Genomic DNA, 16,305 nt, shown 5'->3' with positions numbered 1-16,305 from the left:
GGTGGGCGAGGGGACAGGGCCGAGGATCTCGTCGTATCCGAGAAGCGCAGCGCATGAGTGCGGGAGCACAGGTCGTGACGGGACGGGGTGGCCGACGAGACTTCGGCACCGCACCGGCCCCGAGGCGACAAGGGAACTGCAAGGAGCCTGCAAGGAAACCGCCGTACCCGACGGGCAGACCCCTTTCGGCTGCGGTGCGCGGCCTTGAGCGATGGGGGATCGCATGTCTGTCGGAACCACGAAACCAGCCCTGATCGAGCAGGGGCACTGGCTGACGTTACGGGACTGCAAGAGGGTGCTGGTGGTCGCCCACACGGTGACCTTCGCCCAGCGGTTGCGTGAGGTCTTCGGCCTGCTGGAGGCCGATCTGCGGGTCCAGTTGGTCTTCACCACCCCACCGCACGCCTTCGGTGCCGGAGTCGGGCGGTATCTGCAGGAGATGGGCATCACCACCGTGCCCTGGGAGGAGGCGCTGGAGGCCGAGTTCGACCTCGCCCTGGCCGCCGGTTCCCGCGGTGTGCACCAACTGCGCAGTCCGGTCGTCCGAGTCTCGCACGGGGCCGGACACATCAAGCCGCTCACCGACACCGGCTCGCTGCCTCCGGGGGCGGAGCGGCCGCCCGGGATGATGAGCCGTCGACACCTGCTGCACCAGGGGCGGGTGGTCCCCGCGGCGATCGTCTACGCCCACGAGCGCGACCTGGCGGAGCTGGCCCGCACCTGCCCGGAGGCACTGCCGGTCGCGCATGTCCTGGGCGACCCGTGCGTCGACCGGATCACGGCGGGCATGCCCCGGCGCGCGGACCACCGCCGGGCGCTGGGCATCGACGGGGGGCAGCGGCTCGTGGTGGTCACCTCCACCTGGGGACCGTCGTCCACCTTCGGGCGGCTCGACTCCCTGCTGCCGCAACTGCTGGGCCAGCTCCCCGTCGACCGCTACCGGATCGCGCTGCTGCTCCATCCGAACGTGTACGCCGGTCACGGCACGTGGCAGGTGCGCAGTTGGCTGGCGGGCTGCCGCGACAGGGGCATCGCCGTGGTCCCACCGGAGGCCGACTGGCAGACGCTGCTGATCGCCGCCGACTGGATCATCGGCGACCACGGGTCGCTGACCGCGTACGGCACGCTGACCGATGCCGCCCTGCTCCTCACCGCGGCGCCCGGGCGGGAAGTGGCCGCCCACTCCCCGGCGGCGCTGCTGACCGGCATCGCCCCGGTGGTCTCTCCCGGGCACCCGCTGGCCGAGCAGTTGGAGTACACCGCGCGCATGCGGCGCCCGGGTCAGTACGACCAGGTGGCCGCCTCGTTGTCGTCGGCTCCGGGGCAGTTCCACCAGCGGATGCGGTCGGTCCTCTACGGACTTCTCGGACTGGGCGAGCCGGCCCGGCCGCCCGTGGTGGCTCCGCCGCCGACGCCGCTGCCGCTCACCCGGTGGGAGATCTCCGCCGACCTGGGTTTCGCACGGTGAGGCGGGGACCGCGGGGACCGCGGGAGCCGCTCCTCGACGGCGCCTGGACATCGGTGTGCTTCGTGGGGCCGGAGGAGAGCGTCGGGCCCCGAGCCGGGGGTCCCCGCCGAACCGGGCTCAGCACCCTGCCGGTCACCGTCCTCGCCTCTGTCGTCTGGCGGACGGAGTCGACACGAGGGCGGGCCCACGTCCGCCTCGACGCACTGGCCGGCCCGGAAGGGGGCCTCTCGTACGGGTCGCCGCCACCCTGCGCGCACCCGCCGGGCACGCTCCCGTGCGATGTGCATCTGTGGGCGGACCCCGGCGTGACGTACCGGCGGGGACTGGCGGAGTGCGCCGATGTGCTGGTGAGCCGCACCCCGTCGCCCCCGGCCGGGGCGCGCTCGCGGGTGGCCCACCTCCTCGTGCGTCACCCCGGTTGTCTCACGGCTGCCGTTCCCGAGCCGGGCAGAGGGTGCTGGGTCGGCGTACGCGGCGGGTCGGGCGGCATACGCTACGCGCGGCCCGAGACGGGTGAGTTCACGGACCGGGCCGCACCGCTGTTGGTCGCCTCACTCGTGCATGCGTGGGTTGCGGCGGGGCGGGCACCGGCCGCCTTGCGCTCGATCGGTCCCGCCGACGCGTAACCGCTGCCGTCGGGACCACGGCCACGACCGTCGGCTGCGGCAGCTCTCACAGCTGCCGCAGCCGACGGTCCACCCGCTCCGCCTGGTCGGGGCTCACCCGTCGCAGGAGGTCCCGGGCCGCCTCGTAATGGGCGGCGGCCCCGGCCGTGTCGCCCTGTGCCTCCGCCGCCTCGGCGAGCCATGCCAAGGTGCGCCCCTCCCAGTGAGCGGACCGGGCCGAGCCCGCCCGGAAGCTCACCAGTGCCTCCCGCAGGTGGCGTTCGCCCGCTTCACGCTCACCGCTGCGCTCCAGGACATGACCGAGGAGGGCCTGGACCCGGGCCGCCTCGTACCTCTCCTCCAGCGACTCCAACTCGGCCTGGGCTTCGCTGAGATGTCGTACCGCCGTATGCAGGTCGCCGCGTGCCAGTGCGGTTTCGCCCAGGCGCCGCCGGGTCAGCGCGACGCCACGCCGGTAGCCGATCGACTCCCTGAGCCGTAAAGCACTCTCGAAGTGCTCACGGGCCTCGTCCAGGCGGTGGGTCAGAAGGTCGAGGTGCCCGAGCCCGTTGAGTGCCTGGGCCTCCTGCCGTACGTCCCCCTCCGAGCGGGCCAGCTCCCAGGCCTGCCGGTACCAGTCGGCCGCTTCCGTGTACCGGCCCGCGGCGCGCAGCCCGATCGCGCCGGAGGTGAGCATCCGGCCTTCGCCCGCCCTCGATCCGCTCCGGCGTGCCGCCTCCAGGCCCAACTGGTGCGCCTCGATCCACATGTCGGTGGGGCGGAACCTCAGGAAGAGTGGCCAGATCAGGTCGGCCAGACGCCAGCAACTCGTGTCCAGGCCGGTCCAGGCGCAGTGCCGCACAGCGCTCATCAGGCCGTTGCGATGCGTGTCCAGCCAGGCCAACGCCGTCTCGGGGCCGGCCAGGGGGGTAGGAGCGACGGCCGTTACGGCCACACCGTGCTCCGCCATCCGGTGACTGGGCGCGAGGATGCTCTCCGCCACCGCCGCGGTGGCCAGACACCAGTCGACGAAGGCGTGCAGGACGCGTCCGTGCCGGTCCTGGTCCTCCTCGGCTTCACCGCGCCGACGGGCGTGCGGCTGCACCAGGTCGTGGAAGCGGTAGCTACCGGCACCGATCTCCTCCAGCAGGTTCGCCTCCAGGAGCGCCTGCACGGCGATGTCGATCGCGGCCGTGTCGACCGCCGCGCCCGGTGCCCGGTGACCGCCGTCGGCCACGGCTGCCAGCAGGTAGAGGTCGTAGTGGTCCGTCGGCAGCAACCCCATCGTGCGGTAGAGCGCCGCGCTCTCCTCCGGCAACAGGTCGTACGACAGGTCCAGAGCCGTCCGCATCACGGTGTGCCCTTCGATCCGCAGGGTGTCGACGGCGTCGCGCGCCGCGGACAGTGTTTCGGCGAGGGTGGACACGGAGCGGTGCGGGCGCACGGCGAGTTGGGCGGACGCCAGGCATACCGTCAGCGGCAGTCGGCCGCACAGGTTCACCACCTCGTGGGCGGCGGCGGGCTCTCTCGTCACCCGCGCCCCGCCGCCCACGGCCAGGAGTTCGACGGCCGATTCCGCCGGCAGGCCCTCCAGCCGGTGCACGGACGCTCCGTCGACCCGCAGACCGGTGAGGTTGCTCCTGCTGGTCACGACCGTGAGTCCGGTCGGCGTGCCGGGCAGGAGCGGCCGTACCTGGGCGGCCGTGAAGGCGTTGTCCAGCAGGACCGCCATCCGTAGTCCCGCGGTCAGCGAGCGCCACAGGGCGCTGCGTCCCGCGATGTCGGACGGTACGGAGGGTGCGCCGAGCGCGATGAGGAAGCGCTCCAGGACCGTGGCAGAGGAGACCGGCCCGAAGTCGTCGTCGACGGAGTGACCGCCGAGGTCCGCGTAGAGCGTGCCGTCGGGAAAGTCGCTCGCGTGCCCGTGGAGCCAGTGCGTGACGAGGGCGGTCTTCCCGACTCCGGGCAGCCCGCTGACCACCAGGACCTGGGGCGCGTGTGCCGGCCGCTGCGAGCGCAGCGTGTCCAGAACGCGTCGGTCGCCCTCGCGGTCGACGAACTGTGCGGTGACCGGGGGCAGTTGACGGGGTACGGGAAGGCGGGCACGGTCGGATCCGGGCTGCAGGTGGAAGTGGAGGCCGTGGATGTCACGAGCCTGCACACTGGGGCCGTGGATCACGGAACTCCCGCCGACCACGTTGGCGGTCGGAGCGGGCGGCGGCTGCGGTGGCGCCGCTCCACGACGCCGCAGCCACGAGGCGACGGCACGGCGTGTGCCGACGTCGCGGGTGGCCAGGTCGTCCAGTTCACGGGCGAGACGGCGCAGCGCCGTGCGGGTCCGCTCGGGCGGCGCGTTCTCGTCGGGGGGCCAGAGGCCGGACACCGCGGGGTCCACGAGTGCCGCGGTCCGTACGACCTGGGTCAGCGCCTGCCACGTTGGGGATCGTCCGTCCGCATGACACTCGAGGATGGCTGTCGACAGCGCCTCAAGCCTGCTCGATGAGGGAACGTGCACCGCGTGGTTCCTCTCGACGCGTCCATCGATCCTGGCATTCGCATATGCGCGCAGGTGCGCACCATGCCCGGCCCGCCGGAACTCACTCCCCGCTTTCGGCAACGCGTGAACAGGGACGGCTGTTTATCAGTCACTTTCAGAGTCAGCCCATGCCCATCTAGTCAGTCTCCGCAGGGCCATGACACGCTCTACTGCCCAACCGAGAAAGCGCTACCGGCCGGAGGACGCTGGTGGAGTGGGAAATCCGCCTTTCGGGTTCGGTCGGCATACGGGCCGACGACCGGCGCAGTGATCCGGGCTCCACCAAATCCCGCCTGACGCTGGCCGTACTGGCCTGGGAGGCGGGCCGGACCGTCAGCATGGACACCCTGATCCACCGGGTCTGGGACGATCACCCGCCGGTCAAGGCGAGGGAGGCGCTCCACACCCATGTGTCGCGCATCCGCAACGCCCTGCGTCTCGCCGGAGCCGACGCGCCCGCGATCGTCAGCCGGACGAACTCCTACGAGATGGACGTCGACCCCGACCTAGTGGACCTGCGCCGCTACACGAACCGCATCACCCAGGCCCGTTCACTGCGGGATGACGACGCGGAATCGGCCCTGTTGCTGCTGAGCGAGGCGGACGGCCTCTGGCGCGGCGAGCCACTGGCCGGTATCACCGGCTCCTGGGCGGAACATCTGCGGGCCACCGTCACCGAGACCCGCCTCGGCGCCGCGATGACGCGAGCGGAGATCCTCATCGGCATGGAGCGGTTCGCGGACGCCGTGCCCCTTCTGCTGCCCCTCGCGGAGGCGAACCCCGTCGACGAGGCCCTGATCGAGCGGCTGGCCCTCGCGCTCCACGGCAGCAGCCGTACGGCCGAGGCGACCAGGTTGCTCCAGCGGACACGGCAGCGCGTCATCCGCGACATCGGCCTCGACGCCGGACAGCGACTGCACCGCGTCCAGCAGGGGATCCTGTCGGGGGCGCCGGCCGCGGAGCTGCTCGAGCGCACGGCAACGGCACCACGGCCGCACGCCGATCCGCCCCGCAGGGTTGTGGACAACCTGCCGCGCGACGTCCCGTGGGTCGGCCGTCGTGACGAACTGCGGCGCCTCACCGCAGCCCTCTGCGAGGGCGACGACTCGGGGGGCACGGTGGTCACCGTGGAGGCCATAGACGGCATGGGCGGCGTGGGCAAGACCTCCCTGGCCGTCCACATGGCCCATCAGTTGAGGGACCGATTCCCAGGCGGCCGCCTCTTCCTGCACCTGGGCGGGCACGCATCGGACCGGACTGCGCTGACGCCCGCCCGGGCGCTCACCGAGCTTCTGCGCCTGCTCGGCACGGACGCCAAGGATCTGCCGCACGAGACGGACGAGTTGGTGGCGCTGTGGCGTTCCGTGGCCCGCGAGCGGCGCATGCTGGTGATCCTCGACGACGCGGCGGGCCCCGGCCAGGTCCGCCCCCTGCTCCCCGGCGCCTCCCCCACCGCGGTCCTCGTGACCAGCCGAAGACGGCTCCCCGGCCTGCCGGGAGTGCGGCCGGTCTCTCTGGACGTCCTGCCCCGCGACGACGCGATCGCTCTCTTCGAGCAACGCCTCGGGGCGCGGCGCGGCGTCAGACAGTCCGAGATCGCCGAGATCGTTCGCATCTGCGGCCATCTGCCGCTGGCCATCGAGATCGCCGCGAGCCGGCTGCTCGCGCACCCCTCGTGGACCACCCACGACCTGCTGGCCCAGCTCACCGACGGTGCCGGACACCTGGACGAACTACGGGACGGCGAGCGGACGTTGGCGCACGTCTTCGCGCTCTCGTACCGCGCGCTGGGCCCTGAACAGCAGTTGGTCTTCCGGTGCGTCGGACTGCACTTCGGGACGGAATTCGGGCCGCCCGCGGTCGCCGCGCTGGCCGGCCTGACCCTCGGCGCGACCGAACGTGTACTGGAGGAACTCCTCGCCCACCACCTGGTTTCCGAGCCGACACCGCATCGATTCACCATGCATGATCTTCTGCGGGTGTATGCGCGTTCATTGACCGGCGCCGACGAATCCACAGCCACGTCCACAGCGGAATCCGAATACACTGGCGAAAGTCGGCCATCCATACGAAGGCTCGTGGATCACTATGTCTCCACCGCCGACCGCGCCGATCGACTGGCCTATCCGTTCCGCTCGCGCATGACCGTCGACATCGACGGCTCTCCCGTCAGACCCCGGCGGGAGATCACCGACGCGCACACGGCCGAGGACTGGCTGATCGCCGAGGGCGGCAATCTTCTGGAAACGCTGACCTGGATCGCGGAACACGGGTCGGAACGCGAGTTGGCGAACGGCGTGCACGTGCTGGCCGGATTCCTGGACATGGCAGGACATCTGTCCACCGCCGAGCCGCTGCTGCGGCGGGCCGTCGCCCACTGGGCCGACACGGGCGACGAGGCGGCACGGGCCAGGGCCCTGCTGGATCTGAGCACGGTGTACACCCACAGTTCGCGCTACGAGGAGGCGATCTCGGCCGCCCGCGCGGCGCTGCACGCCGCTCGCGCCCTCGCCGACACGGCGCTGGAGAACGAGTGCATTCACCAACTGACCGTTCCCCTGTGGCAGACAGGACGCTACAAGATCGCCCAATCACTCCAGAAGAACTCCCTCGCATTGCTCAAGCAAACTGGAAGCAAGCTCCAGACGGCCCGCAGCGAAAACCTATTAGGCATAACCCACCTACACCTGGCGGAGAACGATGAGGCACTTGCCTGCTTCCGGTCCGCCCTCTCCGCCTTCAGGGAAATGGGTGACGATCGAGGAATATACAGCACCCTGAACAACCTGGCGGAGTTGTACCAGAGAATCGGGAATCCAGGCGCGGCGGAGAAATCCTATCGCCAAGCGATCAGCCTGGCGGCAGGAATGGGAAATCGGCGGGACAGCGCGACCATTCAAATGAACCTGGCGAGTGTTCTGGAACTGCTGGGAGAAACAGGCGAGGCACGTGCTCTCTACGAGCGGGTTCTGCCGGTGCTGCGCGATGTGGGTGATCTACGCGCGGAGGCCATCACGCTCAACGGGATCGGCAGGACCTACCGTGCGGCCGGCCACAGCGAACGCTCCCTGAGCCGGCATCTGGCCGCGCTGGTCGTGGCCCGGCGCATCCGTGCCGTGGGCGAGGAGATCGACATCCTCCACGACCTCGCCCAGGCCGAGCGCGACGCGGGCCGGCGGCGCAGGCCGTGGCCCATCTGGAGGAGTCCCGGTCGCTCAGCGCGAGCATAGGCGCCACCTCCGAGGAGGCGCGCGCACCCGCGCACTGACACGGATACGCGAGCGGACGGGCGGACCCGGCGAGCGGGGAAACGACTTACACGCGTAGATATCGGCGGCCCTCGAATTCTTTCTCGTGCGGCGCACGCGCGCCCGCACGGAGCCGTATGATCATTACACGGCGACCCGCCGGGCGATTCTCGGGTATGTCGCCGTGCGCAAGAACGCACCTTCAGGACGTTGTCACAAGGGAGCACCAGCACGTGAGAATCCCCGCCGTCATCACCCTGACCTGCATCGCCTATTTCGTTATGGCAAACGAAATATCGCGGCACGTCACGGGCGCCTGACGGACACGAGGCACGGCATCCTGACCTGATCCACGGATCCGCGGGAGCTGTTCCCGACCGGCCGTTCTCCGACGGAGGACGCGGTTGGCTTCTCCCCGACCAGATGAATCCCTGGGACCATGAAGCTCCGTACACGTGGCAGGGGGCTCAGACGTGGACCCGATCTCGGCAGGACTTCTCGTAGCGATGGCGAGCGGCGCGGCCGGCGAGGCGGGTCGGCAGTTGTGGGCGGCGCTGAACCACCTCGTGCGTGGCAGGCCGGAGGAGGGTTCGTCCGCGGTCGCGACCGGTGAGGCCGAACTGGTCTCCTTGAGCCGGGCTCCTGACGACGAGGAACGAGCGCGGGCACTGAGCGCGATCCTGTTGCGCCGGGCAGAACAGGACGCCGTGTTCCAGGCAGGCCTCGCGCAGTGGCAGCAGCAGGCTCGGACACTGGGAACCGGGCCTGGGGAGACCCACAACACGATCAGCGGAGGGACACAGCGGAGCCCGGTCCTTCAGGGACGCGATTTCTCCGGCATCACCTTCAACGGCCCCGTCGAGCGGCCCACGGAGTGAGCGCACCTGACGCCGGCCGCGAGGAGCCGCCTGATCCGAAGGGTGCAGCGGCAGGTGGGGCAGGTGCCCGCCGGTCCGGTCGGTCCCGCAGCCGGGGAGGCGCCGCGACGCACTCCCCGCAGGGGAGCACGCTCAGCCGGACGGCCGACCCGGCCGTCCACCCGCCGCGTCGCTCCGCGCGTCGAACAACTGCACGCCGATGCCCGCCAGGACCAGTCCCGTGGCGATGAGCAGTCCCTGGGGCAGGGCGACGCCGACGACCAAGGCGGCCAGCCCTGCCGCCAGGGTCCACCAGGCCCCGGTGCGGCGACGTGAGCGAGGCCGGGCGGGGTGGGGATCGTCACGGGCCGGCTGCTCGTCACGGGCCAGCTGTCCTTGAAGCACGGCAGGGCACTCGTCGTCGGACTGCGGCACGACGCTCCTCCCTTCCCAGGGCGATCCGGAGCGCGGCTCTTCCGGGTCCGGTAGTCCGCATGGCATCGGCCCGGTCGGTGCGACGATGTGCAGCGACTCCCGGCGCAAGGCCCAACAGGGTTATTTCCAGGGGAAGTAGGGGCAAACGTTGCGACCCGTCCTCAGTCCGTCGGTGACCTTGCCGACGCACCCCAGCGCGTGACGGCGGCCGGGTCGAGCGGAACGGCACACCTGGAGCGGCACGCGTCATCGCGGGATGTGCTCTCCTCACCGACTTCCTCGGCCCACCTGACCTTCTCCGTCAGCACGGGGGCAGCACTTCACGGCGCCGGCGTGGATCAGCGCGTTCGGCGTGGGGGGGCGGTGAGACGGGCACCGACGCCCGCACCTGGTTCGGCGGCGACAGCACCGACTGCTTTCGCCGACCACGACGCCCGCTTCACCCCCTGGCCCCTGGCCGCCCGTCGCCGTCGCCCGTCGCCCGTCGCCCGGGAGGGGGCCACGACGGCTGGCCCCTGCTGCGCGTCGACACGGCGGGACGGCGATACGGCCGCCCGCTCGGCCGGGGCGACTGGCGCGGCACCGCCCGGGACCACCGCATGCACCGCCTGGGACCACCTCAGGACCGCCGCGACCCATACCGGCCCCGTCGTCACCCCAGTGCGGGGCGGCGCATGCTCACCGCCGGCCACGCCGACCACGGCGACTCCGTGCCACCCCTGCGGGAGCAGCCCCCGACGTCTCCAGGGACGGTGCGCGGCAAGGAGTACGCCGCGCGGGTGGCCTTCACCACCCGTCGGGCCGGCGCACCGGGTCCGTCGGCGCCGCCGTGCGTCCCGCCGTGTCCATGAGCGGCCAAGGGTTCAGCTCGAGGAGGAAGGGGTGAGCACCACGAAGTCGGCCTTCGCCCGGTCGAGGCAGACGGCGAGGCGGCCTACACCCTCCGCGTCCACCGGTCCCATCTGCACGCTGCCGCCGTTCTCCGTGACCGCGGCGACGGCGCGTCGCAGTCGGGGACCGCGAACACCGGGTGCCAGTACGCCCGCCCGTCCGTCAGCGAGAGGTCCTCCTCGCCGAGCTGCATCAGGCCGCCCTGCATACGGTCCTCGGTCTGCCCGGCCGGGGTGATGATGGTGTACGTGCCCCCGCCGCCCGGCATCTCCATGTCGCTGAACTGCCAGCCGAAGACGGAGCCGTAGAACTGCCGCGCGGCGGCGGCGTCGCTCGTGTACAGCTCGGTCCAGGACAGTGAGCCCGGCTCGTCGGCCAGCTCGAAGCCCTTGTTGTCCGCCGGCTGCCAGGCGGCGAACTGGCCGCCCGACGGGTCGGTGTACTGAGCCATCCGTCCCCATTCGCCGAGGTCCCTCGGGGGCACCCGGACCGTGCCGCCGGCGCCTTCCACCGCCCGGGTGGTGGCGTCCGCGTCGGTGACCGTGTAGTAGATCATCCAGGCCGAGCGAGCGCCCTCCTCGGACAGCTTGCCGAGCCCGGCGACGGTCTTGCCGTCCTTCTTGAACATCCCGCCTTCCATGCCCCCGCTCTCGCCCTCGCCCTCGCCCATGGACTCGAAGTCCCAGCCGAGCACCGCACCGTAGAAGGCCGCGGCGGCCCGGACGTCGGGGGCGCCGAGGTCGAGCCAGCAGGGGGAGCCGGGAGTGAGGTCGGTGGTGATCACAGCTGTTCCCTTTCGCAGATCCGGTGTCGTTTCAGCGTGACACCCGCCACCGACAATCGCGCGTCGGCCGGCGCCCACGAGCGCGGCATCCCCGTCGTCCTCGGAACACCGACGCACGCCGTGCCGCTGTGGCCGGCCCGCCGGTACCGGAGATCGCGGGCGAGCGGCGCACCGGCGAGCGCATCGGGTGGGGTGCCCGGCAGGCGGCCGACTTCACCACCCCCGCCTTCCGCTTCCACGGCGAGCGGGTCATCCGCGAGGTCGTCGCTCGGTACGCCCGCCACCCCGCGGTGATCGGCTTTCGGGTCGGCTGCTCGTCTCACGCAGCGACGAGGCGTCGGCCCGACCGGAGGCGCCCGCGGAACGGTCCGCCGAGGACGGGGCGCTGCACGGGCTGGCGATGGAGCGGATCGCGGCTGCGGTCAGTGCCCTTCGCCAGGACCAACGGGACGCCCTGATCATGCGAGACCAACAGGGCCTGCCCGGCAGAACCGTCGCCCGTTCGCCCGGCAGAACCGTCGCCCGTTCGCCCGGCCTGAGCGAAACCGCCATGACGTCGCGGCCGCGCAGAGCACGCGCGGCACTGCGCCACTCGCCGGCGGCACCCGACACTTCAACCGATCCTGCCATCGACTCACCAGGCCACCCTGGTGGCGGCCCCGGTCGGCCCCTGATCGCCTTCCGCGGCTGCCCCGCCTGTCGGTTGGTCGGCCCGGCGCAGACCATCTCGCACGGGCGTCCGGAGCGCCGGTGTGCGGGCGGCGCCTGCGTTCTCACCACGGCGCACCCGGCGGTGGAGGCCGCGGACTAGCCGCCCGCGTCGCCCCTCACGTGCCGCAGGTAGGCATCGTGCACGGTGGGGGCGAAGAGGCCGACGACGAAAGCGACCGGGCTGCCACAGAGGAGCAGGGGACCGACGTCCGAGATCCAGTCCCCGATCGCGAGACTCGCGACGACGTCCACATAGCAGAACAGGAACAGCGCTCCCCCTCCGACCTTCGGCCTCATCGACCGCCCCCTCCACCACCTCGACCACTCCTTGCATGCCCGGCCGTGACCGCCCGACACCGCTTTCGGAACGGCTCGGGCCGACGAACAGGTTCGACAACGGCGCCTGGGCCGGAGCGCGTTCGGACGGCACCGCACCGGATGCCCGCCCGGCGACATGGTCCGCCTCCTGTACTCGTGGAGGACGGGTCGCTGCCGAAGCCCCCACGCCCCTCGGCGGGTTCGCATCGTCGGTACAGCACTACAGTGAGACGGTGACCTCTCCGTCGGAAGACCCGCCCTCGTCGATCAGCGCGGACGATCGCGACACGGCCGTACAGCGGTTGCAGGAGGCGTACGCCGAAGGGCACATCTCCCACGAGGAGATGGACGAGGGACTCGGCCAGGTGCTCACCGCCAGGAAGCACAGCGAGCTGGTGTCGGTCCTGGCCTCGCTTCCGGAGGAGAAGTCGGCCACCACGTCCACGATCGCCGTCGCCGGAGGACGGATCCGGCGGCGCGGCCCATGGCGGGTGCCCCGCATCCTCAAGGTCGAGTCCGCGTTCGGAAGAGTGCGCCTCGATCTGTCCCGGGCCGTCATCGAACATCCGGTGGTCGACATCGAACTGCAACTCGGCACGGGCAACGCCAGAATCACGGTGCCTCGCGACGCGATCGTCGACATCGAGGGTGTGCACACCGGGTGGAAGGACTCCTCCTACAGGACCCGGCGGCGGTCCCGCCCCCGCGGGCCGAGGATCCGGATCTCCGGAACCATGGGGTTCGGCCGGCTGAAGGTCCGTCACGCCCGGCGCTGAGGCCCAGCCGGCACCGGGGAACGGCAACCGGCCCCACCCGGTGAACGGTGCGGCCTTCGCTGGGCGAGCGAAGCGTCAGCGGCTCGCCCGCAGGCCCAGCACCATCGTGAGGCCGCCACCCGGTGTGTCCTCGGCGGTGAGACTCCCTCCCATGGCCTCGGCGAAACCGCGGGCGACCGCGAGCCCCAGGCCGACGCCCGCGCCACGCGGAGAATCGCCGTGGCGCTGGAACGGCTCGAAGATACGCGCCTTCGCCTCGTCCGGGACGCCCGGGCCGCGGTCGACCACCCGCACCTCCACCCGGTCGGCGATGGCGCTCGCCGACACCAGCACCGGTGTGTCCTGGGGGCTGTACTTGACCGCGTTCTCGACGACGTTGGCGACGGACCGTTCCAGCAGGCCCTTGTCCACGTCGACCATCGGCAACGTCTCCGGGATGTCGAGTTCCACGCTGCCCTCGGGCACTCCCGACAGGGCCATCGGGATCACCTCGTCGAGGCCGGCCTCTCGGATGGTGGAGGTGACCGTGCCGGTGTGCAGGCGGGACATGTCGAGCAGGTTGCCCACGAGATGGTCGAGGCGGTCGGCGCCCTCCTCGATCGCGGCCAGCAGCTCGGCCCGGTCCTCCTCGGACCACTCCACGTCGCCGGAGCGGAGGGAGGAGACCGAGGCCTTGATCCCGGCCAGCGGCGTGCGCAGGTCGTGGCTGACGGCGGCGAGCAGCGCGGTGCGGATGCGGTTGCCCTCGGCCAGTTCCTTGGCCTGGTCGGCTTCGGACCGCAGGCGCTGACGGTCCAGGACCACGGCGGCCTGGGCTGCGAACGCGGCCAGGATCCGGCGGTCGGACGCCGGCAGTACCCGGCCGGACAGCGCGAGGGCCATATGGTCGCTGACCGGCATGTCCACGTCCGCGTCCTCGGGGCGCGGCACCGGCCGCCGGCCCGCGCTGCCCGCGCTGCCCGCGCAGGTCCACGGGGCGACCTCGTTCTCCCGCTCCAGCAGGGCGACCGATTCCATGCCGAAGGTCTCCCGCATCCGCTCCAGCAGCGCCTCCAGGCTCGTCTCGCCGCGCAGCACGCTGCCCGCCAGGAAGGAGAGGATCTCCGACTCGGCGCGCAGCCGGGCCGCCTGGTGCGTACGACGGGCCGCCAGGTCCACCACGGAGGCCACCGACACCGCCACGGCGAAGAAGACCACCAGGGCGACGAGGTTCTTGGAGTCCGCGATCGTGAGGCGGTGCAGGGGTGGCGTGAAGTAGTAGTTCAGCAGCAGGGAACCGAACGCCGCCGAGGCCAGCGCCGGCAGCAGGCCGCCGAACAGGGCCGCAGCCACCGTCAACGTCAGGAACAGCAGCATGTCGTTCGCGAGCCCCAGGTCCGCGTCGATGTGGGTGAGCAGCAGTGTCAGCAACACCGGGCCGACGACGCCGGTCAGCCAGCCGCAGACGATGCGGGAACGGCCGAGCCGCGCACCCCGGGCCGCGGGCAGCCCCCGGCCCTTGCCGGCTTCGCCGTGCGTGATGAGGTGCACGTCCAGGTCGGGCCCGGACTCCCTGGCGACCGTGGCGCCGACACCGGGTCCGAAGACGTACTGCCATCCCTTGCGCCTGGAGACGCCGAGGACGATCTGGGTGGCGTTGACGCCGCGCGCGAAGTCCAGCAGCGCGGAGGGGATGTCGTCGCCGATGACGTGGTGGAAGGTGCCGCCGAGGTCCTCGACGAGGGTGCGCTGGACGGCCAGTTCCTTCGGGGAGGCGGAGGTGAGTCCGTCGCTGCGGGCGATGTGGACGGCCAGCACCTCGCCGCCCGCGCCCTTCTCGGCGAGTCGGGCGGCGCGGCGGATCAGCGTGCGGCCCTCGGGCCCGCCGGTCAGGCCGACGACGATCCGCTCGCGTGAGCCCCAGATCCTCGACACCCGGTGCTCGCTGCGGTATTCGGTCAGGTACGCGTCGACCCGGTCGGCGACCCAGAGCAGGGCCAGCTCGCGCAGGGCGGTGAGGTTGCCGGGGCGGAAGTAGTTGGACAGGGCCGCGTCGACCTTGTCCGGCTTGTAGATGTTGCCGTGCGCCATGCGGCGGCGCAGCGCCTGGGGCGGCATGTCGACCAGCTCGATCTGGTCGGCGCGGCGCACCACTTCGTCGGGGACGGTCTCCCGCTGCCGTACGCCGGTTATCGACTCGACGACGTCACCGAGCGACTCCAGGTGCTGGATGTTGACGGTCGAGACGACGTCGATGCCGGCGGCGAGCAGTTCCTCCACGTCCTGCCAGCGCTTGGTGTTGCGGGAACCGGGGATGTTGGTGTGGGCGAGTTCGTCCACCAGGGCGACGGCCGGGGCGCGGTCCAGGACGGCGTGCACGTCCATCTCGCTGAAGGTGGAGCCGCGGTACTCCAGCTCCCGGCGCGGGATCTGTTCCAGGCCGTGCAGCATGACCTCGGTGCGCGGCCGGTCGTGGTGCTCGACGAAGGCGACGACGCAGTCGGTGCCCCGCTCGAGACGGCGGTGTCCCTCGGAGAGCATCGCGTACGTCTTGCCGACGCCCGGTGCCGCGCCCAGGTGGATCCGGAGCTTGCCGCGTGCCATGGTCTCGTCTCTGGGGCGTATGCGGGCGGGAGAGGTCGTATGCGATCAGGAGAGGTCGTTTGCGGGCGGTCGGGAACCGTCGCATGCGGTCGGGAACCGTCGTACGCGGTCTTGGGATCGTCAGGTTCCGAAGCGGTGGCCCATGCCGACGACGTCCGGCCGGCGTGCGGCGGCGAGGCGCAGTGCGGTGACGCCGTCGGGCGCCGGGTCGACGCCGTACCGGCGCGCCCGCAGGCTGAGCACCAGAGCCCGGACGAGCTGGGGATCGTCCTCCACCACCAGTACCCGCGTCATCGGTGTGGGCCTTTCCTGTCGTGGGGAGCGGCGTGGGGAGCGCCGGAGGAGCGGACCCGGCCTCGTGGGTCCGGAAGTCGGCGGAACTGGTCCCGGCCGCCGGCTCCCGGGGGTGCGGCTGCGGCCATCAGCTCCTCGCCACGAGTTCCTTGAGCGCGATGTTGAGTTCCAGGACGTTGACCGTGGGCTCGCCCATGAAGCCGAGGATGCGGCCGTCCGTGTGCTCGTCCACGAGCCTGCGGACCTGGGCGACGGACAGGCCGTTGCGCTCGGCGATCCGGTGGACCTGGATGCCTGCGTAGGCCGGGGAGATATGGGGGTCCAGTCCGGAGCCGGAGGAGGTGACCGCGTCGGCGGGTACGTCGGACGGCTTGACCTCGTGGTCAGGGGTCGAGTTGTCCTCGACGACCGCGGCCTTGGCGTCCTTGACCCACTTGATCAGGTCGGCGTTGTCACCGGAGCGGTTCGTCGCGCCGGACAGGATCAGCTTGTACCGGGTGTTGGCGGTGTTGGTGCCGAGGCCGTTCCGCGGACGCCCCTGGAACCACTTCAGGTCGGGCTCCGGGGTCTCCTGGCCCTTCTCGAGCGGCAGGTTGTACGCCTGGCCGATGAGCGAGGAGCCGACGACCCTGCCGTCCGAGGTGATCTCCGAGCCGTTCGCCTTGCCGGGGAACAGGCCCTGGGCGACGCCGGTGACGGCCAGCGGGTAGAGGATGCCCGTCACCACGGTGAGTACGGCAAGGGCGCGCAGGCCGGCCCAGAGCAACCGGGCCGTGTTCGTGAGGGAGTTGTTCATGGC

At 71.4% G+C, this 16,305-nt stretch carries 9 protein-coding genes and 3 pseudogenes; 5 read left to right on the top strand and 7 right to left on the bottom strand.

Going from position 1 to position 16,305, the window contains the following annotated elements:
• Nucleotides 1–223 precede the first annotated feature (223 nt).
• Nucleotides 224–1,468: a hypothetical protein gene (locus tag BM536_RS06575; protein WP_211362835.1), complete on the top strand. Its 1,245-nt coding sequence runs from the start codon at nt 224–226 to the stop codon at nt 1,466–1,468.
• 672 nt (nt 1,469–2,140) lie between these two features.
• Here the strand turns inward: BM536_RS06575 and BM536_RS06565 are convergent.
• Entirely contained in the window at nt 2,141–4,456 is a 2,316-nt protein-coding gene (locus BM536_RS06565) for a tetratricopeptide repeat protein (protein ID WP_245873291.1), read from the bottom strand.
• Nucleotides 4,457–4,818: 362 nt separating this feature from the next.
• On the opposite strand from BM536_RS06565, the gene BM536_RS06560 reads away from it, so the two are divergent.
• Both BM536_RS06560 and BM536_RS06555 read left to right on the top strand, forming a co-directional pair.
• Nucleotides 4,819–7,839 (top strand): AfsR/SARP family transcriptional regulator, encoded by a 3,021-nt coding sequence (locus tag BM536_RS06560; protein ID WP_245873290.1) that lies wholly within the window; start codon nt 4,819–4,821, stop codon nt 7,837–7,839.
• A 524-nt stretch (nt 7,840–8,363) separates the two neighbouring features.
• A complete protein-coding gene (locus tag BM536_RS06555; RefSeq protein WP_245873289.1) occupies nt 8,364–8,735 on the top strand; it encodes a hypothetical protein in 372 nt (123 codons plus the stop codon).
• A 132-nt stretch (nt 8,736–8,867) separates the two neighbouring features.
• Here the strand turns inward: BM536_RS06555 and BM536_RS06550 are convergent, their stop codons facing one another.
• Nucleotides 8,868–9,149 (bottom strand): DUF3040 domain-containing protein, encoded by a 282-nt coding sequence (locus BM536_RS06550; protein WP_073491775.1) that lies wholly within the window; start codon nt 9,147–9,149, stop codon nt 8,868–8,870.
• 863 nt (nt 9,150–10,012) lie between these two features.
• Nucleotides 10,013–10,824, bottom strand: a pseudogene (locus tag BM536_RS06545) (VOC family protein).
• A 69-nt stretch (nt 10,825–10,893) separates the two neighbouring features.
• On the opposite strand from BM536_RS06545, the pseudogene BM536_RS06540 reads away from it, so the two are divergent.
• A pseudogene (locus BM536_RS06540) lies at nt 10,894–11,132 on the top strand (beta-galactosidase); the annotation flags it as partial.
• Between the two features lie 499 nt (nt 11,133–11,631).
• Here BM536_RS06540 and BM536_RS06530 read toward each other — a convergent pair.
• A complete protein-coding gene (locus tag BM536_RS06530; protein ID WP_073491773.1) occupies nt 11,632–11,832 on the bottom strand; it encodes a hypothetical protein in 201 nt (66 codons plus the stop codon).
• Between the two features lie 254 nt (nt 11,833–12,086).
• Between BM536_RS06530 and BM536_RS06525 the strand changes: the two genes are divergently transcribed.
• Nucleotides 12,087–12,629: a DUF1707 SHOCT-like domain-containing protein gene (locus BM536_RS06525; protein WP_073491772.1), complete on the top strand. Its 543-nt coding sequence runs from the start codon at nt 12,087–12,089 to the stop codon at nt 12,627–12,629.
• Between the two features lie 75 nt (nt 12,630–12,704).
• Here the strand turns inward: BM536_RS06525 and BM536_RS06520 are convergent, their stop codons facing one another.
• The 3 genes and pseudogenes from BM536_RS06520 to BM536_RS06510 form a co-directional block, all read right to left on the bottom strand.
• Nucleotides 12,705–15,212: a sensor histidine kinase gene (locus BM536_RS06520; RefSeq protein WP_073491771.1), complete on the bottom strand. Its 2,508-nt coding sequence runs from the start codon at nt 15,210–15,212 to the stop codon at nt 12,705–12,707.
• 147 nt (nt 15,213–15,359) lie between these two features.
• Nucleotides 15,360–15,506: pseudogene (locus BM536_RS06515) on the bottom strand (DNA-binding response regulator); the annotation flags it as partial.
• A gap of 127 nt (nt 15,507–15,633) precedes the next feature.
• Complete coding sequence (locus BM536_RS06510) at nt 15,634–16,302, bottom strand: potassium-transporting ATPase subunit C (RefSeq protein WP_073491770.1); 669 nt, start codon at nt 16,300–16,302, stop codon at nt 15,634–15,636.
• Nucleotides 16,303–16,305 lie beyond the last annotated feature (3 nt).

The sequence above is a fragment of the Streptomyces phaeoluteigriseus genome (genome assembly GCF_001896135.2).
Lineage (GTDB): Bacteria > Actinomycetota > Actinomycetes > Streptomycetales > Streptomycetaceae > Streptomyces > Streptomyces phaeoluteigriseus.
The sequence above is the reverse complement of the archived record's forward strand: the minus strand, read 5'-3'. Positions and strand labels throughout refer to the sequence as shown.

What these genes read in the sequence shown, in the direction of transcription:
- BM536_RS06575 (WP_211362835.1), top strand. Translation starts at nt 224, where the DNA reads ATGTCTGTCGGAACCACGAAACCAGCCCTGATCGAGCAGGGGCACTGG.
- BM536_RS06555 (WP_245873289.1), top strand. Translation starts at nt 8,364, where the DNA reads ATGGCGAGCGGCGCGGCCGGCGAGGCGGGTCGGCAGTTGTGGGCGGCG.
- BM536_RS06530 (WP_073491773.1), bottom strand. Translation starts at nt 11,832, where the DNA reads ATGAGGCCGAAGGTCGGAGGGGGAGCGCTGTTCCTGTTCTGCTATGTG.
- BM536_RS06520 (WP_073491771.1), bottom strand. Translation starts at nt 15,212, where the DNA reads ATGGCACGCGGCAAGCTCCGGATCCACCTGGGCGCGGCACCGGGCGTC.
- BM536_RS06510 (WP_073491770.1), bottom strand. Translation starts at nt 16,302, where the DNA reads ATGAACAACTCCCTCACGAACACGGCCCGGTTGCTCTGGGCCGGCCTG.